The 17,910-nt window shown below is 65.6% G+C and carries 17 protein-coding genes; 11 read left to right on the top strand and 6 right to left on the bottom strand.

The features are described from left to right. Positions 1-313 precede the first annotated feature (313 nt). On the bottom strand, positions 314-520 hold the full coding sequence (locus WH367_RS14435; RefSeq protein WP_230773705.1) for a DUF3079 domain-containing protein: 207 nt from the start codon (positions 518-520) through the stop codon (positions 314-316). A 133-nt stretch (positions 521-653) separates the two neighbouring features. Between WH367_RS14435 and WH367_RS14430 the strand changes: the two genes are divergently transcribed. Genes WH367_RS14430 through WH367_RS14420 form a run of 3 tightly spaced genes read left to right on the top strand, consistent with a single transcriptional unit; the run spans position 654 to position 3,897 of the window. Continuing rightward, a complete protein-coding gene (locus WH367_RS14430; protein ID WP_339536633.1) occupies positions 654-1,211 on the top strand; it encodes a hemerythrin domain-containing protein in 558 nt (185 codons plus the stop codon). After that, positions 1,208-3,199 carry a type IV pili methyl-accepting chemotaxis transducer N-terminal domain-containing protein gene (locus WH367_RS14425; protein WP_339536632.1) on the top strand — a complete coding sequence of 664 codons (1,992 nt, stop codon included), beginning with the start codon at positions 1,208-1,210 and terminating at the stop codon, positions 3,197-3,199. Before WH367_RS14430 ends, WH367_RS14425 begins: the two co-directional genes overlap by 4 nt. Next, positions 3,196-3,897: a response regulator gene (locus tag WH367_RS14420; protein WP_339536631.1), complete on the top strand. Its 702-nt coding sequence runs from the start codon at positions 3,196-3,198 to the stop codon at positions 3,895-3,897. Before WH367_RS14425 ends, WH367_RS14420 begins: the two co-directional genes overlap by 4 nt. Before the next feature lie 39 nt (positions 3,898-3,936). Here WH367_RS14420 and WH367_RS14415 read toward each other — a convergent pair whose 3' ends face one another. Further along, positions 3,937-5,457 (bottom strand): aminotransferase-like domain-containing protein, encoded by a 1,521-nt coding sequence (locus WH367_RS14415; RefSeq protein ID WP_339536630.1) that lies wholly within the window; start codon positions 5,455-5,457, stop codon positions 3,937-3,939. Positions 5,458-5,568: 111 nt separating this feature from the next. Here WH367_RS14415 and WH367_RS14410 point away from each other — a divergent pair, with 111 nt between their 5' ends. From WH367_RS14410 to WH367_RS14400, 3 genes are all read left to right on the top strand, one after another. Next, a complete protein-coding gene (locus WH367_RS14410) occupies positions 5,569-6,180 on the top strand; it encodes a LysE family translocator (RefSeq protein WP_339516743.1) in 612 nt (203 codons plus the stop codon). A gap of 115 nt (positions 6,181-6,295) precedes the next feature. Beyond that, positions 6,296-6,442, top strand: a complete 147-nt coding sequence (locus tag WH367_RS14405) for a hypothetical protein (RefSeq protein WP_021029027.1) — start codon at positions 6,296-6,298, stop codon at positions 6,440-6,442. Between the two features lie 436 nt (positions 6,443-6,878). Then, positions 6,879-8,747 carry a phosphoenolpyruvate carboxykinase (GTP) gene (locus tag WH367_RS14400; protein WP_021029028.1) on the top strand — a complete coding sequence of 623 codons (1,869 nt, stop codon included), beginning with the start codon at positions 6,879-6,881 and terminating at the stop codon, positions 8,745-8,747. Positions 8,748-9,131: 384 nt separating this feature from the next. On the opposite strand, the gene WH367_RS14395 is transcribed toward WH367_RS14400, so the two are convergent. Beyond that, positions 9,132-9,569 carry a hypothetical protein gene (locus WH367_RS14395; protein ID WP_021029029.1) on the bottom strand — a complete coding sequence of 146 codons (438 nt, stop codon included), beginning with the start codon at positions 9,567-9,569 and terminating at the stop codon, positions 9,132-9,134. A gap of 146 nt (positions 9,570-9,715) precedes the next feature. On the opposite strand from WH367_RS14395, the gene WH367_RS14390 reads away from it, so the two are divergent. The 3 genes from WH367_RS14390 to WH367_RS14380 all read left to right on the top strand — a co-directional run bounded on the left by WH367_RS14390 (position 9,716) and on the right by WH367_RS14380 (position 12,461). Beyond that, complete coding sequence (locus WH367_RS14390; protein WP_021029030.1) at positions 9,716-10,693, top strand: LysR family transcriptional regulator; 978 nt, start codon at positions 9,716-9,718, stop codon at positions 10,691-10,693. Positions 10,694-10,735: 42 nt separating this feature from the next. Then, positions 10,736-11,581, top strand: a complete 846-nt coding sequence (locus WH367_RS14385) for a metallophosphoesterase (RefSeq protein WP_339536629.1) — start codon at positions 10,736-10,738, stop codon at positions 11,579-11,581. 457 nt (positions 11,582-12,038) lie between these two features. Next, positions 12,039-12,461: a universal stress protein gene (locus WH367_RS14380; RefSeq protein WP_021029032.1), complete on the top strand. Its 423-nt coding sequence runs from the start codon at positions 12,039-12,041 to the stop codon at positions 12,459-12,461. 173 nt (positions 12,462-12,634) lie between these two features. Here WH367_RS14380 and WH367_RS14375 read toward each other — a convergent pair whose 3' ends face one another. Next, positions 12,635-13,579: a LysR family transcriptional regulator ArgP gene (locus WH367_RS14375; RefSeq protein ID WP_339536628.1), complete on the bottom strand. Its 945-nt coding sequence runs from the start codon at positions 13,577-13,579 to the stop codon at positions 12,635-12,637. Between the two features lie 54 nt (positions 13,580-13,633). On the opposite strand from WH367_RS14375, the gene WH367_RS14370 reads away from it, so the two are divergent. Beyond that, positions 13,634-15,001 (top strand): D-amino acid dehydrogenase, encoded by a 1,368-nt coding sequence (locus tag WH367_RS14370; RefSeq protein ID WP_339536627.1) that lies wholly within the window; start codon positions 13,634-13,636, stop codon positions 14,999-15,001. A gap of 70 nt (positions 15,002-15,071) precedes the next feature. Here the strand turns inward: WH367_RS14370 and WH367_RS14365 are convergent, their stop codons facing one another. Continuing rightward, the gene (locus tag WH367_RS14365; protein WP_339536626.1) at positions 15,072-16,172 is read right to left on the bottom strand and encodes a branched-chain amino acid aminotransferase; all 1,101 of its coding nucleotides are present in this window, start codon (positions 16,170-16,172) and stop codon (positions 15,072-15,074) included. 238 nt (positions 16,173-16,410) lie between these two features. Continuing rightward, a complete protein-coding gene (locus WH367_RS14360; RefSeq protein ID WP_339536625.1) occupies positions 16,411-17,220 on the bottom strand; it encodes an alpha/beta fold hydrolase in 810 nt (269 codons plus the stop codon). A 155-nt stretch (positions 17,221-17,375) separates the two neighbouring features. On the opposite strand from WH367_RS14360, the gene WH367_RS14355 reads away from it, so the two are divergent. Continuing rightward, the gene (locus tag WH367_RS14355; RefSeq protein ID WP_339536624.1) at positions 17,376-17,903 is read left to right on the top strand and encodes a flavin reductase family protein; all 528 of its coding nucleotides are present in this window, start codon (positions 17,376-17,378) and stop codon (positions 17,901-17,903) included. The last annotated feature ends 7 nt before the right edge of the window (positions 17,904-17,910 follow it).

Genomic DNA, 17,910 nt, shown 5'->3' with positions numbered 1-17,910 from the left:
GGGGCGGGCGTGTGCCGAAGGACACACGCCTTCGTCGTCATGCTTGCCGCATCTGTTTGAACGGAGCGCCTTGGCGCGCAGTGAGTTATGCGGCACGCCCCTGGGTCGAGCATCGCAGGTTGCCCCAGTGCCGCAGGCACTGGGGACACGGATAGCAGGGGCGTGTTTCTTTGCTTACTTTCTTGCACGAGCAAGAAAGTGAGTCGCCTGCCGGGCGAAAACCGGCCTCCGGCCTGAAGGCCAAAGCAGGAGCCTGCAGGGCCAAGAGCGATGGAATGCCGACCGTCACACGATCCACCCGCCGCCCCAAACATCAGGACTGCCCTGGCAGACCATCACCCTCAGCAGGCTGAGAAGCCAAAGGATCCCACTCCGCCCAATCGGGCCCAAACAACTCCACCGGGTGCGCCGACCGCTCCGATCCATTGCCACAAGCCATGGACGACGCAGCGCAATAACGGTCACACCCCCAGCAAGTCCGCTCAGGATGCGCAGGATGGATAGGAAAACGTTTGGCCATAAAGAGCTAACAGGGCAAAGATATAGCAGTACCGCACCACTGTGCGCCTGCGCCAGTCAGCAGAATTTGACCTGGATCATGCTTGGCGTACACCGCAACGCACAGGCAGCGATGGGCAGCGAAAATGGAGGCTGTGACACAGCTCCTGAACACCCCACCCACAGCAGGCTTTGACGAGCCTTTCGGCATGCTGCAGGCCTGCCATGGCCGGGTGGCGCGCAGCCTGGATCTGTTGGGCCGCCTGGGTGCCTACCTGGCCGAGCAGGGGGGCGGCGAGGCGCAGGGCCAGGCGCGCGATGCGGCGGCCGATGTGCAGCGCTACTTTGACCTGGCAGCGCCCTTGCACCACCAGGATGAAGAGCAGCATGTGCTGCCCGTACTGCGGGCGGCAGGGCAGGGCGCGCTGGCCGACCAGCTGCAGGCTGAACACCGGCAGATGGAGGCGCTGTGGCCGGCGATACGGGCGGATCTGCAGGCAGTGCAAGCAGGCCATGCACCGACGGGCGAGGCGCTGGTGGCGGCCCGGCGCCGCTGGGCGGATTTTGACGAGGTCTACACGCGCCATATCGCGGCAGAGGAGGCGCAGGCCTACCCCAGCGCACAAGCGCAATTGGAGCCAGCCGTGCAAGCCGCGATGGGACGCGAGATGGCGCAGCGGCGCGGGGTGCGTTACCCGGAGGCGGGGCCATGAAAGGGGAACTGCAGCCAGCACGCCAGCGGCCGCTGGCCGTCAAGATCGGCGCCATTGGTTGCGCGCTGCTGCTGATGGCGCTGGTCGCGATTGGCCTGACCTTGCGGCTGACCTGGTCGCTCGAAGGGGGTGCTGCGGCGGTCAATGAAGCGGGGCGCATGCGCATGCAGACCTGGCAGCTGGCGCAGGCCTTGCCGGAGGCGAGCCCGCAGCGCCTGGCCTTGCTGATCGGCCGGCTCGACACCAGCCTGGCCTTGCTGGAAAAGGGCGATGCCGCCCGGCCGCTGTCGGTGCCGCGCGATACGGCCTCGCGTGCCGCCCTGCAAGCCGTGCAGCAACGCTGGCAGCGGCTGCGCGCAGCCTGGCAGCAGCCGGTGACCGGCAGCCATGTGGTGCAGGCCGAGGTTACGGCCCAGCAGGCGCAGAGCTTTGTCGGTGAGGTGGACCAGCTGGTCGGCCGCATCGAGCAGCAACTGGCGCGCTGGACGACCTGGCTCAACACCGCCCAGTTCGTGATGATGGCGCTGGCCATTGCTGCCGCGCTGGCGCTGCTGTATGCGGCGCAGCTGCTGGTGTTTGGGCCGCTGGCGCGGCTGCAGACGGCCCTGGCCCAGGTGGAGGCGGGCGATTTGTCGGTGCGGGTGCCAGCCGATGGCGGCGATGAGTTTGGTGCGCTGGCGCGGGGCTTCAACCGCATGGCGGTGCGCCTGCAGGACCTGTATGCTAGCCTGGAGCGCCGCGTGCAGCAAAAGACCGAACATCTGCAGGCCGAACGCGCCCGCCTGGCGGTGCTGTACGACGCTGCCGCGCTAGTGGCGCGCGCCGATGCGCTGCCCGCGCTGGCCCAGGGCTTTGCGGCCCAGATGCGCAAGACGGCGCAGGCCGATGCGGTGGCGCTGCGCTGGTCGGACGAGCACAACCGCCGCTATGTGCTGCTCGCGTCCGAAGGGCTGCCCGAGGAGATGGCCGATGCCGAGCACTGCCTGCCCACCGGTGACTGCTTTTGCGGCCAGCCCCAGGCCCAGGCGCAGACCCAGCTGGTGGCGCTGCAGGACTGGCGCCGTGGCGTGCCTGCAGCGGCCGGCCGGGTCGATGCCGGGCAATGCCGGCGGGCTGGCTTTGTCAGCGTGCTGAGCGTGCCGGTGCGGCTGCATGAGCGCATGGTGGGCGAGGTGGACCTGTTCTTTCGCCATGCCACCACCTTGGCCGCCGATGACCGCGCGCTGCTCGATGCGCTGGCCAGCCACCTGGCCGGCGGCATGGAGGGCCTGCGCGCCGACGCCTTGCAGCGCGAGGCGGCGGTGGCCGACGAGCGCGGCCTGCTGGCGCGCGAGCTGCACGACTCCATCGCGCAGAGCCTGGCGTTCTTGAAGATCCAGGCGGGGCTGTTGCGCAGCGACATGGCACGGCTGCCCCCGGATGGCGCGCGCGTGCAGGCAACCTTGGGCGAGCTCGATACCGGCATCCGCGAAAGCCTGTCCGATGTGCGCGAGCTGCTGCTGCACTTTCGCACCCGTACCAATGCCGAGGACATCGTGCCTGCACTGCGCACCACCTTGACCAAGTTCGAGCACCAGACCGGTCTGCCCGCGCAGCTGCAGATTGCCGGCGAAGGCATGGCGCTGCCGCCCGATGTGCAGGTGCAGGTGCTGCATGTGGTGCAGGAGGCGCTGTCCAACGTGCGCAAGCATGCGCAGGCCAGCCAGGTGTGGGTGGAGGTGGAGCAAGGCCCGCAGTGGGCGGTGGAGGTGCGCGACGATGGCCAGGGCATGGCGCAGGCTGCCGCGGCGCTGGATGAAACCCATGTGGGCCTGCGCATCATGCGCGAGCGCGCTGCTGGCATTGGCGCCAGCCTGGAGATCCATTCCGTCCCCGGGGCCGGCACCTGCGTGCGCCTGAGCCTGCCCCGCTTGCAGCCCCTGCAACCCCTACCGACATTTCAGCCGCCCACGGCCGCAACCCTTGCCACCTCCAGGAGCCCCGCATGACGGCAGCGCAAGCGCCTACCCCCGCGATACGCCTGCTGGTGGTGGACGACCACCCGCTTTTTCGGCGTGGTGTGATCGCGCTGCTGGCCGCCCAGCCGCAGCTGCAGGTGGTGGCCGAGGCCGGCGATGCGGGCGAGGCGCTGCGCCAGGCCGCGCAGCTGCAGCCTGATGTGGTGCTGCTGGACCACCATATGCCGGGCGTGAGCGGCGTGGACCTGTTGCCGGACCTGCGCGCAGCAGCGCCAGCGGCGCGGGTGCTGGTGCTCACCGCCAGCGAAGACGCGGGCACGCTGGCGCTGGCCTTGCAGCGCGGCGCCCAGGGCTACCTGCTCAAGACGGCCGACAGCGAGGTGCTGGTGGCCGCGATCGAGCGCGCGCTGCGCGGCCAATCGACGGTGAGCATGGAGATGACCGACAAGCTGGTGAGCGTCCTGCAAAACCGGCCGCTGGAGCCGGCTGCGCCGCCGCCGGCCATGCCCGAACCGGCCGACCCGCTGGAGCAGCTGTCGCCGCGCGAGCTGGAGATCCTGCGCGAAATTGCCGCGGGTGCCAGCAACAAGGAGATTGCGCGCAGCTTGGCGATTGCCGAGACCACGGTGAAGATCCATGTGCAGCACATTCTGCGCAAGCTGGGCCTGTCATCGCGCGTGCAGGCCGCGGTGCTGCTGACCGAGGGGCGCGGGCGTACAGGGGCCTGAGGCCATCAGCGCAAGCGCGTGGCCGCCACCGGTGTCCGATCAAGCGCCCCGGTGGCGCTCCAGCAGCAGGGCCAGGGTCTGCCAGGCAGCCGGCTGCTCGGCCATGGCCACCGAGATGCGCAGCAAGCGCGACGGCGCCTGGCGCGGCGAGAACAGCACGCCAGGCGCCAGCAGCAGGCCATGCTCGCTGGCCTGGCGCGCCAGCAGTTCCGAATCCATACCGCAGTCCACCCAGGCGAAGGTGCCGGCGACCGGCTCATGCACCGCGTGGCAGCCCAGCGCTTCGAGCTGGCGCAGGCAGCGGTGGCGCGCCTTGTCGACCCGCTCGCGCAGCCGGTCCACATGCTTGCGGTAGCTGCCATCGGCCAGGATGCGGTGCACGATCTGCTCGCTGGGCAGCGCCGAGGTCAGGCCCCCCAGCAGCTTCAGATCGGTCAGCTGGTGGATGAACTCGGGGCGCGCGGCCACATAGCCCACGCGCAAGCCGCCAGACAGCGTTTTGGAGTAACCCCCCACCAGCAGCACGCGCTGCAGCCGGTCCATGGCGGCCAGGCGCAAGGGCATATTGCCCAGGTACTCGGAATAGGTGTCGTCCTCGACCAGCAGAAAATCATGCCGCTCGGCAATGCGCAGCACCTCGTGCGCCACGCCGGCCGACAGGCTCAGCCCGGTGGGGTTGTGCACGGCGGTGTTGAGGATAAAGAGCTTGGGCTGGTGCTGCGCGGCCAGTGCCTGCAGCGCCTGCACATCGGGGCCGCCAGGCAGGCGCGGCACGCCCACCACGTTGACCCCCATGGTGTTGAGGCGGCCAAAGATCAGGAACCAGCCCGGGTCCTCGACCAGCACGGTGTCGCCGGGCTGCAGAAAGCAGCGCACGATCAGGTCCAGTCCGTGGGTGACGCCGCTCACTGTCATCAACTGGGTCTCGGGGTGGGCCGGCACCTCTTGCGCCTGCAAGGTCGACGCAATCTGGCGGCGCAGTGGTGCCAGGCCCTGGGGCAGGCCATAGCCCAGCAGGCTGCGCTCGGCACGCAGGCCCTGCTTCAGGATGGCGCGCAGCGCGCCGCTGATCAGGCCCTCGTCCATCCAGCTGGCCGGCAGGCAGCCGGCGCTGCCGGTGTGGCCGGAGCCATCGGCATCCTCGCGGAAGATGCCGCGCAGCAGGTAGGAGGTATCAAAGGCCGCGCCCTGGGCCAGGCTGGCGGCAGGGGCTGCGGCCGCCTCGGCCAGCGCACGCTGGGCGCAGACAAAAAAGCCCGCACCCCGGCGCGACTGCACCAGGCCCTGCGCGGCCAGCCGGTCATAGGCCTGCACGACGGTGTCGCGGCTTACCCCCGCCTGCTCGGCCAGCGCCCGCACCGACGGCAGGCGCATGCCCGCGCGCAGCCCGTGGTTGCGGATGCGGTCGCTGAAATGCGCCACCAGCTGCTCGACCAGCGATGCGCTGCCGGTGCGCACTGGCTGCCAGCCCCAGGCAGCTGCGGCCAGCGGAGGGGCGCTGGGGGCAGCGGTATAGGCGACATCGGCGATATCAGCAGTCGGCGAAAGTGTCTGGGTCATAAGAGCAGGCCAATTCTTGAACTGGCCAGATAAAGTGTACCGGTACTGTACTGCATAACGGCCTTAGCATGGCAGCAGCTTTTCTTTTCTCCTTTTTTTCCGTAGCTTGCCATGTCTGTTTTGCCCGAAACCTCCGCCTTTGTGTTGCCCCTGGCCCTGTTCGCCTTTGTCAGCTCGGTCACGCCAGGCCCCAACAATGTGATGCTGACGGCCTCGGGCGCGAGCTTTGGCTACCGCCGCACGGTGCCGCATATGCTGGGCATCAGCCTGGGGGTGGTGGCCATGCTGCTGCTGGTGGGCCTGGGCCTGGGCGTGGCCTTTGAGCGCGAGCCGCGCCTCTACACCTGGCTCAAGTACCTGGGCGCCGCCTACCTGCTGTGGCTGGCCTGGAAGATTGCCCGCTCCGGGCAGGCGGGTGCCGGGCAGGCGGCTGCGCAACCTTTTGGCTTTTGGCAGGCCGCTGCCTTCCAGTGGGTCAATCCCAAGGCCTGGATCATGGCCATCGGCATTGTGGCCACCTACACCCCGCGCGATGGCTATGCCGCCAACCTGCTGCTCGCCGCTCTGGTGCTTGGGCTGGTGAACTACCCCAGCGTCAGCGTCTGGACCTTGTTTGGCAGCGCCGTGGGCCGCGCGCTGCGCACACCCCGGGCGCTGCAGCGCTTTAACTGGTGCATGGCGGCGCTGCTGGTGCTGTCGCTCTACCCGGTGCTGGAGGGCTGACAGCGGGCGAGCCGACCCAGGGCCTTGCACCGTGGCAGGCTCAGGGTTCGCCCGGCATGCAGGCCCGGCGCCCGCTCGCTACAATGGTCCTCAGCCTTTGCATTGGAGAGAGCCCATGTCCAGCCCGCACACCGACGCCGACACCGAACACGCCCCGATGGATACCGTGGAAGCCATTGTTCCGCTGATGCCCGTGGTGCTGCCGCTGGTGGGCGCGCTGATGATGTTCCTGCTGGCCTTTATCGCCGTACACATGGCCTGAGCGCTGCGCGCCAAGCGCGCCAAACCCCGTTGCTGAACCCGCCGCTGGCGGGTTTTTTGTTGCCTGGCGTTCGCTGACGAAGGCTGGCACGGCCCTGTGCTGGCCAGGCCCCTGGGTGACGTCTGGTTGACGCCTGGGTGGTGCCTGGGTGGTGCCGGGCCCAGCGCCACCTGCGCGACAGGGCTGTTGCCCAAGAAACCGGTATCAATACAGTTATGCATTTTGTCATGCATCAAATGCATAGATGTGAGGACTGAAAATCACCGTTTTGGGGGCTGACTGCTAAAATCGCCAGTCCAGCGTAGGCATTGTTGCGCACAGGCATTGCGCCTTGTCCGACGCTGTGGAGACGGTTTTTCAAAAATGGGTTGCTGTCGGCCAAGGAGCTTGTCGCAGCGGTTTTTGATGAACCGTTTACAACTTTGAAAGCCTTCCCATGAACGCAAACATCCAAGCCGGTGTCGCCATTCAGGCCCCCGACTACGTCAAGAACCCCAAGCTCATCGCCTGGGTGGCCGATATGGCCGCACTGTGCAAGCCTGACGCCGTTTACTGGTGCGATGGCAGCCAGGAAGAATACGACCGCCTCTGCCAGCAACTGGTCGATGCCGGCACCTTCAAGAAGCTCAACCCCGCCAAGCGCCCCGGCAGCTTTCTGGCCTGGTCCGATCCGTCGGACGTGGCCCGCGTGGAAGACCGCACCTACATCTGCTCGGCCAAGAAGGAAGACGCCGGCCCGACCAACAACTGGATGGAACCTGCCGAGATGCGCTCGACTCTACAGCCGCTGTTTGACGGTTGTATGAAGGGCCGCACGATGTATGTGGTGCCGTTCTCGATGGGCCCGCTGGGCTCGCCGATTGCCCACGTGGGCATTGAGCTGTCCGACAGCGCCTATGTGGCGGTCAACATGAAGATCATGACCCGCATGGGCCGTGCCGTGTACGACGTGATCGGCAGCGATGGTGCCTTTGTGCCCTGCGTGCACACCATCGGCGCGCCGCTGCAGGCCGGCGAAAAGGACACCACCAGCTGGCCTTGCAACAAGACCAAGTACATCGTGCACTACCCCGAGACGCGCGAAATCTGGTCCTACGGTTCGGGCTACGGCGGCAATGCGCTGCTGGGCAAGAAGTGCTTTGCGCTGCGCATCGCCTCGACCATGGGCCGCGACCAGGGCTGGCTGGCCGAGCACATGCTGATTCTGGGTGTGCAAAACCCCCAGGGCAAGAAGTACCATGTGGCCGCCGCTTTCCCCAGCGCCTGCGGCAAGACCAATTTCTCGATGCTGGTGCCACCCACCGGCTTTGAAGGCTGGAAAGTCACCACCATTGGCGACGACATCGCCTGGATCAAGCCCCAGGCCGACGGCTCGCTGCGCGCGATCAACCCCGAAGCCGGCTACTTTGGCGTGGCCCCTGGCACCAACTACCACACCAACCCCAACTGCATGGCCAGCCTGGACAAGAACGTGATCTTCACCAACGTTGCGCTGACCGACGACGGCGATGTGTGGTGGGAAGGCATGGAAAAGGACAGCGGCCAGCTGCCCGAGCACCTGATCGACTGGCAAGGCAAGGACTGGACGCCCCAGATCGCCAAGGAAACCGGCGCCAAGGCCGCCCACCCCAATGCCCGCTTCACCGTCGCTGCCACGAACAACCCGGCGCTCGACGAAGCCTGGGACGACCCCAAGGGCGTGAAGATCGATGCCTTCATCTTTGGTGGCCGCCGCTCGACGACGGTGCCGCTGGTGACCGAGGCGCGCAACTGGAAGGAAGGCGTCTACATGGCTGCGACCATGGGCTCCGAAACCACCGCTGCCGCCTTTGGCGCGCAAGGTGTGGTGCGCCGCGATCCGTTCGCGATGCTGCCTTTCATGGGCTACAACATGAGCGACTACTTTGCCCACTGGCTGAACCTGGGCGACAAGCTCGAAGCCGCTGGCGCGCAGCTGCCCAAGATCTACACCACCAACTGGTTCCGCAAGGATGCCGCTGGCAAGTTCGTCTGGCCTGGCTACGGTGAGAACATGCGCGTGCTCAAGTGGATGCTCGACCGCCTCGAAGGCCAGGTGCAGGGCACGCAGACCGCCTTTGGTGTCGCGCCGCAGTACGCCGAGATCAACTGGACCGGCCTGGACTTCAATGCCGAGCAGTTCAAGACCGTCACCAACATCGACACCGCCGTCTGGACCGAAGAGCTGGCATCGCACCAGGCCCATTTCGACCACCTGGCCCAGCGCCTGCCCCAGGCGCTGCTGGACATCAAGGCCGATCTGGAAAAGCGCCTGGTCGCTGCTTGATCGGTAGCTGGCGAGCTCGCTGGTAGCCCCGCTGCCAGTGGCTGGGATAGCGCAACACAGCAAAACCCCGCATGTTTTAGGCATGCGGGGTTTTGTTTTGGGTGCTTGGTTTGTTGTGAGCGCGCTTGGACTCAGCGTCAGCGCATCGATGGAACTGTGGTTTGTTGCATACAGCCAGCATGTTGCGGGGCAGGAAAGTGCTTGCCAAGCGTTTTCCTAGCACCTGCGGCTTGCGCAGGCGGAGGTGTTCCGCAATCCCAAACCGCTGATCCACTTTGGATGAGATGCAGCCACCAGCAACAAAAAAGCCACGGCATGCCGTGGCTCTTGAAAAGGCAGATCGTGGCTGCCGGCGCTGGGGCTCTGGAGGAACCCCGGCGTTGATCAGTAGTTCTTGTGGTAGAACGAAACCGCTGCGTCGCTCATGGCGCGGTTCAGGTCAGCCATCACGCGGCTGTCTTGCAGGGCCACTTGCCAGGTCTTGTCGTCTTCCAGGGCGCGGCGGTGGCCTTCGTCCCAGCTGCGGCGGGCGGCGCGCAGGCTGCTGCTCAGGTTGCGGGCAGGGGCGGCCAGCAGGGCGATGGCGACAAAGGCGACAGCCCACAGCAGGGCCCAGCCAGCGATCCAGTGGCTACCGCCAGCGACGGAGTCCACCAGGCGGGTAGCAACCACCAGCACGGCAGCGACCAGCGCGGCCAGCATCAGCGATGCGCCAACGCCCTTGGTGCCGAAGGTGGTCTTGAGATGTTCAGCAGCACGTTCCACACGCAGAACGCCCGTGTGTTCGGTAGCCATGTCAGTGTGTACAAAACTGTTGGTCATGATGGATGTCTTTGGTATTAATGCTTCTTTGAAGCGATGAACGAAGTATAGGGTTTACCCTAGACGTTCTCAAATTTATCTTTTGAATCTGTATCATTCATGCCAGTGATGTATTGCGGTTCGCCCAGCGTTGCAAAGGATTGAAAATGCTGCCCCACCAATTTCGGCACCTGGACCTGAACCTCTTGCGTGTATTCGACGAGGTGATGAATGAGCGCAGCCTGACCCGGGCGGCCGACAAGCTGGCCATCACCCAGCCGGCAGTCAGCAATGCGATGCGGCGCCTGCGCGAGGCGCTGCATGACGAGCTGTTGGTGCGCAGCGGCCAGGGTGTGGAGCCCACGCCGCTGGCCAATGCGCTGTGGCCGGTGGTGCGCGAATCGCTGGCGCGCCTGCAGGCCAGCTTTGCACCGGAGCGCTTTGACCCCGCCCATGCGACCCAGGCCTTTGTCGTGGCGATGGCCGATGCGACCGCCGCCACCTTGCTGCCCAGCCTGATGCATATTCTGGAGACTGAGGCACCAGGCGTCTCTGTGCATGTGCAACCACTCACTACCCGGGATCCGCGCGAGGAGCTGGAAGCCGAGACCGCCGACCTGGCCGTGGGCTATTTCCCCTTTGTGCTCGCGGAGATGACGGCCCGCGCCCAGTCGGGGGACCTGGTGGATTTCGAGAGCCGGCGCCTCTATGACGGCGAATACCTCTGCGTGATGCGCAAGGATCACCCTTTGAGTGAGGGCTTGCTGACTTTGGAGCGCTACTGCGATGCGCGCCATATGCTGGTGAGCTTTTCCGGCCAGCCCTTTGGCTTTCTGGACGAGGCGCTGGCATCGATCGGCCGCAAACGCCGGGTGGTGCTGACGGTGAACCAGTACTTCACCGCCGCCCGCGTGGTGGCGCGCACCGATCTGCTGACCGTCCTGCCGCGCCACTTTGTGCCTGCCACCGGCATCGCCGATCTGCTGGCCTTCCAGCCGCTGCCGCTGCGCGTGGAGGCCGTGCATGTGGATGCGCTCTGGCGCAGCCGCAGCGGGCATATTCCGCCCTCGGCGCTGGAATGGATGCTGCACGCGCTGGAGCGCTCGGCCCGGGCGGCTTTTCCTGACCTGGAATTACCGATGTAGCGGGGCTGCAAGGCGCCAAAGCCCATGGTAGGCTTGGCGACCATGCACCTGCAAATTCTGTCCGACCTGCATCTGGAGACCCACCCCCATTTCCGTGCCCAGCCTGCGCCCGGCGCACAGTTGCTGGTGCTGGCCGGCGACATTGGCTCCTACCAGAATGGCTCGATGCTGGACGATGCCGATTTTGGCCTCACCCAGTTCAGCCCGCAACAGGCCGGCGGCCATTGGCCCGAACCGGTGATCCTGGTGCCCGGCAACCATGAGTTCGACAACCAGGATTTCGATACCGCCCGGCTGCGCCTGCGTGCCAGCTGCGAAAAGCTGGGCATCACCATGCTCGACTGCGACACCCTGGTCATCGACGGCGTGCGCTTTATTGGCACCACCCTCTGGTCCGACTACGACGCCATTGCGCTGCACAACGGCGTGACCGAATTGGGTGCGCTGATGAAGCAGCGCGAGAAGGCTTTCAAGGCCGCCAACTTCTACCTGACCAAGGCCCAGAGCGAGCGCAATGGCCAGCCCTTTCTGGCCGCCGAGATGCGCGACGAAGCGCTGCGTTGCCAGGAATGGCTGCGCGCCGCACTGGCCGAGCCCTTTGACGGCAAGACCGTCGTCATCACCCACTTTGCGCCCAGCCTGCGCAGCGCCGATCCGCGCTATGGGCTGACCCCGGGCACCGCCGGCTTTTGCAATGTGCTCGATGACCTGCTGCCCTATGCCGACCTCTGGATCCACGGCCATCTGCATGCGCCCAGCGACTATGTGGCCAAAGGCCAGCACAGCGATGGCCGCCCCTGGCAATGCCGAGTTGTGGCCAACCCGCTGGGCTATGCGCGCAAGGGCGAGCAGGAAACCTTCAACCCGCATTGCTTGGTGGCGGTGTAAAGCGACAGGTTCTCAGGGACTGCTTAGCGCGCCACCACTTCTCGCGCGGCTCCACAACATGGGTACGGTAAGGTTGTGTGCTTGGCGCTGACTAGCCTCTGCGGCGCCGCCATGTCTTGAACGGCTGCTTATATCCCGCGTATTCATCTCCATTTTGCATACCGTGTCCCTAAAACAGTTATTGAGGCGCATTTCAGCAGCAAAATGTTTACGGTCGACAGTTCTTCTCTGAGGCGTGCTTAGCATCTTCGATCAAATCCAAGGGTTTTTACCTAAATTTATCGCCGCGCCTGATGCACATCAATGCCCGTTTGACGGTAAATCTATAAGCTGATACACATGATTTAGCCTGAAAAGCGCGTTCTCGCTGATGGAGCGCGGGTTTGCCAGGCCACAGTCCAGCGTTGGTGGCGCCACCGGTGTTGGGTCCCTCACCCCTTTTTGAAGGAGTCAAGGCATGCGTATTTTGTTGGCCGTTGATGGCAGCCCCTACACCCAGAAGATGCTCGATTACCTGGCAGCGCACGCAGAGTGGCTGACGCCCAACCACCATTACACGGTGCTCACGGTGCAGCCCTTGCTGCCGCCCCGGGCCGCCAAGGCCTTGGGCAAGGCGCTGGTGGATGACTACCACAGCGAAGAGGCGCAGAAGGTGCTGGTGCCGGTGCAGGAGTTTCTGGCCGCCCACCAGGTGAAGGCTGTGGCCGAGACCGCTGTCGGCCCGATCTCGCAGACCATTGCCGAGACGGCCGATAAGGGTGGCTATGACCTGCTGATCATGGGCACCCGGGGCCATGGCGCACTGGCCAAGCTGGTGCTGGGCTCGGTGGCGACCCAGGTGCTGGCCGAGAGCAAGCTGCCGGTATTGCTGATTCGGTAAATGGATCAGATCATGCGTCTGTCATTTGCTATTCACCATATAGCAATACTTGGCGTGGATACTGCACAAGCAATGGATTTCACTGATGAGGGAGGGATGGAACCACCGGTGCGATGAATGCCTGTGGACATCCGGAAACTGCTTGCATCCCCCTGGGGGTGCAGGCAGTTTTTTTATGCCTTGACGGTGGCGCGGGCTGCGGCCGTGGGCGGCGCCAGGCTGCTCTTGGCGCTGTGCACCATCGCGTCGCTCAGGGCGCCCAGCAAGGCCGACTGCAGGTTCCAGCAGTGCCAGTAAAGGTCGACGCGCAGCACCTGGGCCTCGGCCACATTGACCAGGCGGCCATCGGCGAGATAAGGGCGGGCCAGCAGCTCGGGCACCACGCCCACGCCCCAGCCAGCGGCCACGGCGCGCACCTGGGCTTCGGAATTGGGCACAAAGAGCTGGTGCAGGCCAACGGTCTTGAGCCCCATCGCGCGGGCGACAAACACGCGCTGCATGTCGTCCTTGCGGTTGTAGCTGAGAAACGGCAGGTGCTTGAAGTTGCTGCGGTTGATGCCCTGCGGCACATGCTGCTGGGCAAAGGCGGGCGCTGCCACAGCAATGTAGTGCATCGCGCCCAGCGCGGTCACGCGGCAGCCGCGCAGCGCCTGCGGCATGGTGGTGACGCAGCCCAGCACCTCACCGGTGCGCAGCAGCTCCAAGGTGTGGTCCTGGTCGTCGGTGATGATCTCCAGCGGCAGCTGCTGCAGTGCGATGTCCTGCAGCGCATCGAGCGCCCAGGTGGCAATGCTGTCGGCATTGATGGCAATCGAGATGGCCTCGTCATGCGCGCTGCGGCCCATGGCGTGGGGCAGCAGGCTGTGCAGCTCCTGCTCCAGGTCGGTGCGCAGCAGCCGCAGCTGCTGGGTGTGCTTGAGCAGCAGCTGGCCGGCAGCGGTGGGCCGCAGCGGGCGGCTGCGCACCACCAGCACCGAGCCGATCTGCGCCTCCAGCGCGCGCAGCCGCTGCGAGACGGCCGATTGCGTCACATTCAGGCGCAGCGCGGCCTTCTCGAAACCGCCTTCTTCAATCACGGCGGCCAGGCATTCCAGCGCGACCGGGTCCAGGTTGCTCATGGGGCTCCAGTATTAGCAGAACTGATGAATCTTGAAGAAGTTTAATTGCACTTTATGTTACAGCCAAGATGCCAGACACTGAGAGCCATGAAAGTCATCATCCTCGGCGCCGGCATCATCGGCACCAGCACTGCCTGGCATCTGCTGCAACTCGGCCATGACGTCACCGTCGTGGATCGCCAACCGGACGCGGCGCTGGAGACCAGCTATGCCAATGCCGCGCAGATCTCGGTGAGCTACTGCGAGCCCTGGGCCAACAAGCATGCCCCGCTCAAGGCGCTCAAGTGGATGTTCGACAAGGAGGCACCGCTGTTGCTGCGCCCCCATGCCGATCCGCAGCAATGGCGCTGGCTCACGCAGTTTCTGGCCGAGTGCAATGACCGCTCCTTTGCCCGCAATGTGCAGCAGATCGTCGCGCTGGGTGCCTACAGCCACAACGCCTTGAAGGCCGTGGTGGCGCAGACCGGCATCCAGTTCAACCGGCTCGAGCGCGGCATCGCCCACTTCTTCACCAGCGACGAAGCGGTGCAGGATGCGCAGATGGCCGTCGACCTGATGCGCCAGTACGGGGTGAACCGCCGCATGGTCAGCACCGAAGAGTTTTTGAAGATCGAGCCCGCCTTCAAGCCCTATGCCGCGCATATCAAGGGTGGCACCTTTACCGAGAGCGACGAGAGCGGCGATGCGCGCGTGTTCACGCAAAAGCTCGCCCAGCTCTGCGCACAGGGCGGTGTGCAGTTTCTCTACAACCACCGGGTCGAGCGGTTGAATGTGGCCGGCGGCGCGATCGATTCGGTCACCGTGCGTGCCACCGCAGCGGGCGCCGACAGCAGCCCACGCACCTTGCAGGGCGATGCCGTCATCGTGGCCTGCGGCAGCTACACCGCGCCGCTGCTGCGCACCGTGGGACTGAATGTCGCCATCTACCCGGGCAAGGGCTACAGCGCCACCTTGCCGATCTTGAAGCCCGAGGCCGCGCCCTTTGTCAGCTGCATTGACGATGGCAACAAGCTGGCGATGAGCCGCCTGGGCAATGAGCTGCGCGTGGCCGGTACCATCGAGCTCAACGGTTTTGACAGCTCGCTGGACAGCCCGCTGGCCAAGGCCCGCTGCCATATGTTGGCGCGCCGCATCGAGGAGCTGATGCCCGGCGTCTGCGACACCCGCCTGCCCGAGCAAGGCGGCAACCCGCAGTTCTGGACCGGCCTGCGACCCGCCACGCCGACCAATATCCCGTTCATCGGCCGCACCAAGATCAGCAAGCTCTGGATCAATGCCGGCCACGGCACCTTGGGCTGGACCCATGGCGCCGGCAGCGGCAAGGCCATGGCCGAGCTGGTGAGCGGCCGCATGCCAGAGATGCAGTTTGGCTTCTACGGCTATGAAAGCGAAGCCAAGCGCCGGGCCGCAGTCGCCGCCTGAACGGCAACGGACAACGCCATGAAAAAGGGCCGCACAGTGTGCAGCCCTTTTAGCGTTTATTGCGGACGGATCAGGCGTCCAGACGCACCAGCCAGCCGTGGCGGTCAGGGGCGCGGCCGTACTGGATGTCGGTCAGTTCCTTGCGCAGGGCCATCGTGACTTCGCCAGCGGGGGCCGACAGGTCGCCCACCGAGAAGCCTTCGCCCTTGAGCTGGCCGATGGGGGTGATGACGGCAGCGGTACCGCAGGCAAACACTTCGGTGATGTCACCGGAGGCCACGCCTTGCTTCCACTCGTCCACAGCGATCTTGCGCTCTTCGACCACCATGCCACGGTCGCGTGCCAGTTGCAGCAGCGAGTCGCGCGTGATGCCTTCCAGAATGCTGCCCGACAGCGCAGGGGTGACCAGCTTGTTTTCCTTGCCGTATACCAGGAACACGTTCATGCCGCCCAGCTCTTCGAGGTACTTGCCTTCGGCAGGGTCGAGGAACAGCACCTGCGAGCAGCCGTTGTCCTGCGCTTGCTGCTGGGGCAGCAGCGAAGCGGCATAGTTGCCGCCGCACTTGGCAGCGCCCGTGCCACCCTTGGCTGCGCGGGCAAAGTCGGTGGACAGCCAGATCGCCACAGGCGCCACGCCCTTGGCAAAGTAAGGGCCTGCTGGGCAGGCGATCACGTAGTAGGTGGCCTTGTGGGCGCTGCGCACGCCCAGGAAGACTTCGTCACCGATCATGAAGGGGCGCAGGTAGAGGCTCGCTTCGTTGCCGCTGGGCACCCAGTCCTTGTCCACGGCGATGATCTGCTTGAGCGATTCGACAAAAATATCGACCGGCAGCTCAGGCAGCGCCAGGCGGCGGGCGGAGCGCTGCAGGCGCTCGGCATTGGCCTGCGGGCGGAAGGTCCAGACCGAGCCATCGGCATGGCGGTAGGCCTTGATGCCTTCAAAGATTTCCTGGCCGTAGTGCAGCACGGCAGCGGCGGGGTCCAGCGCAATCGGGCCGTACGGGGTCACGGCCGCATCGCGCCAGCCGCCCTCTTTGTCCCAGTGCACCGAGACCATGTGGTCGGTGAAGTGCAGACCAAAACCCGGGTTGTCCAGAATCTTGGCGCGCTCTTGGGCGCTGCGTGGCTGGCTCGATGGGGTGACGGCAAAGGTCAGGGAAGAGGGGGACACGGGACTAATCCTTCAGTTGGCAACAGGGACAGCAGCGTCCTGTGGGGAGCCGCTGCCGATCATGGTGGCCGTCCGCCAGCCTGGAGAGGCTCCAGGAAAGTGACGGGCTGCACGCCAAACCCCATAGCATGCCAGTTTTTTGCCCCGGTGGCGCCAAGCGGGCTGCATTGCCAGGATGGCAAGTCAACCACCTGCAGAGGCAAACCGCCGCCGCAGGCGCCGGACTTGCGGGTTTTTCCTAGTGCACCGTGGCGCGCTGGGTCGCCAAAAAGTCGAGCAGCAGGCCTTCGAAGGCATCGGGGCTCTCCAGCTGGGGCCAGTGGCCAACGCCCTCCAGGCAGGCATGCCGAGCATCGGGCAGCTGGTCTGCCAGCGCCTGCATGCGCTGGGGCGGCATGCAGACATCCTGGCCGCCGCTCACCAGCAGGCAGCGCTGGCTGAGGTGGGGCAGGCGCTCGGCGAGGGTGCTGGGGCCGGCCAGCATCTCCAGCATGCGGCCATAGGCCAGCGGCTGGATCTGGGTGATCGCGTGGCGCGCCAGCTGCAAGCCTTCGGGCAAGGCCTGCTGGCCCGATTGCAGCTGCACCAGCAGCTCGGCAAAGCGCTGCATCTGCACCGGCTCGGTGCTGGCCTGCTGCTGGCACTGGGCCAGCAGTTGCTGGCGCGTCTGCACCCAGTGCTGCTGGCTGTCCGCCTCCAGCGCCGGGCCGCCGGCCACCAGGCTCAGGCTGCGCACGCGGGTGGGGTGGCGCAGGGCCAGTTCGGCGGCCACCATCGCGCCCATGCCATGGCCAACGATATGGGCGCGGCCAATCTTCAGCGCTTCGAGCAGGCCGTCCGCCGTGGCGGCCAGCGCCTTCAGGCTGTAGCCGCCATAGGGCGGCGGGTTGGCATGGTAGCCGGGCATGTCCCAGGCGATCGCGCGGTAGCCCTGGCTGGCGAGCAGCTCCACCTGCGGGGCAAAGCCCAGGTGGTCGGTGTCGGCATCGTGGAGCATCAGCACCGTCGGGCCACTGCCGAGCATCGCGAAGTTGGGAATCAAGGACATAGGTTTGCTTCTCGCCGTGTGTTTCCCCCGCAGATGCGGCCCGCCTGCCTTGTTTTCAAGCACCTACGCGCGCAGGGGCCTCGCCCCCTGGCCGATAATGACCGCTATCCATGCTTTTGACGGCATGGCGTCTGCCCCTGCCGTCTGCCTGCCCCGTGAACCGCTCCCTCCCCCCTGAACACCTGCAATCGCCTGTTTCTGCCTCGTTTTCCGAACGTGAGTTTCGCAATGCCTTGGGCCAGTTCGCCACCGGGGTGGCGGTGGTGACGGCGCTGGCGCCCGATGGCAACAAGGTCGGCTTGACCATCAGCTCCTTCAATTCCGCATCGCTCACCCCGCCGCTGGTGCTGTGGAGCCTGATGAAAACGGCCAGCTCGATGCCGTTGTTTGAGACCGTCAGCCACTACGCGGTCAATGTGATGGGCGCGCACCAAAAGGAGCTGGCCTTGCAGTTCAGCCGCAAGGGCATCGACCGCTGGGCGGGCGTGGAGTATGAAGTGGGCGTGACCGGCGTGCCGCTGCTCGCCGGCGCCATTGCCAGCTTTGAGTGCCGCAACGGCCCGCACCATGATGCGGGCGACCATGTGATCCTGGTTGGCGAGGTGGCGCACTGCCAGCATGTGGTGGGCGTGCCACCGCTGCTCTACCACGGTGGCAATTTCTACACCGAGCAGCTGATCTAATCTGCGC

Source organism: Comamonas sp. MYb21, from assembly GCF_037479395.1.
Classification (GTDB): Bacteria; Pseudomonadota; Gammaproteobacteria; order Burkholderiales; family Burkholderiaceae_C; genus Comamonas.
This window is presented reverse-complemented; position numbering and strand designations above follow the sequence as displayed.

Bases quoted from the DNA above. Each gene is read 5' to 3' on its own strand.
- WH367_RS14410 (WP_339516743.1), top strand. From the start codon at position 5,569: ATGTCTGTTTTGCCCGAAACCTCCGCCTTTGTGTTGCCCCTGGCCCTG.
- WH367_RS14360 (WP_339536625.1), bottom strand. From the start codon at position 17,220: ATGTCCTTGATTCCCAACTTCGCGATGCTCGGCAGTGGCCCGACGGTG.
- WH367_RS14425 (WP_339536632.1), top strand. From the start codon at position 1,208: ATGAAAGGGGAACTGCAGCCAGCACGCCAGCGGCCGCTGGCCGTCAAG.
- WH367_RS14420 (WP_339536631.1), top strand. From the start codon at position 3,196: ATGACGGCAGCGCAAGCGCCTACCCCCGCGATACGCCTGCTGGTGGTG.
- WH367_RS14435 (WP_230773705.1), bottom strand. From the start codon at position 520: ATGGCCAAACGTTTTCCTATCCATCCTGCGCATCCTGAGCGGACTTGC.
- WH367_RS14400 (WP_021029028.1), top strand. From the start codon at position 6,879: ATGAACGCAAACATCCAAGCCGGTGTCGCCATTCAGGCCCCCGACTAC.
- WH367_RS14385 (WP_339536629.1), top strand. From the start codon at position 10,736: ATGCACCTGCAAATTCTGTCCGACCTGCATCTGGAGACCCACCCCCAT.
- WH367_RS14415 (WP_339536630.1), bottom strand. From the start codon at position 5,457: ATGACCCAGACACTTTCGCCGACTGCTGATATCGCCGATGTCGCCTAT.
- WH367_RS14390 (WP_021029030.1), top strand. From the start codon at position 9,716: ATGCTGCCCCACCAATTTCGGCACCTGGACCTGAACCTCTTGCGTGTA.
- WH367_RS14405 (WP_021029027.1), top strand. From the start codon at position 6,296: ATGTCCAGCCCGCACACCGACGCCGACACCGAACACGCCCCGATGGAT.
- WH367_RS14380 (WP_021029032.1), top strand. From the start codon at position 12,039: ATGCGTATTTTGTTGGCCGTTGATGGCAGCCCCTACACCCAGAAGATG.
- WH367_RS14395 (WP_021029029.1), bottom strand. From the start codon at position 9,569: ATGACCAACAGTTTTGTACACACTGACATGGCTACCGAACACACGGGC.
- WH367_RS14370 (WP_339536627.1), top strand. From the start codon at position 13,634: ATGTTACAGCCAAGATGCCAGACACTGAGAGCCATGAAAGTCATCATC.
- WH367_RS14375 (WP_339536628.1), bottom strand. From the start codon at position 13,579: ATGAGCAACCTGGACCCGGTCGCGCTGGAATGCCTGGCCGCCGTGATT.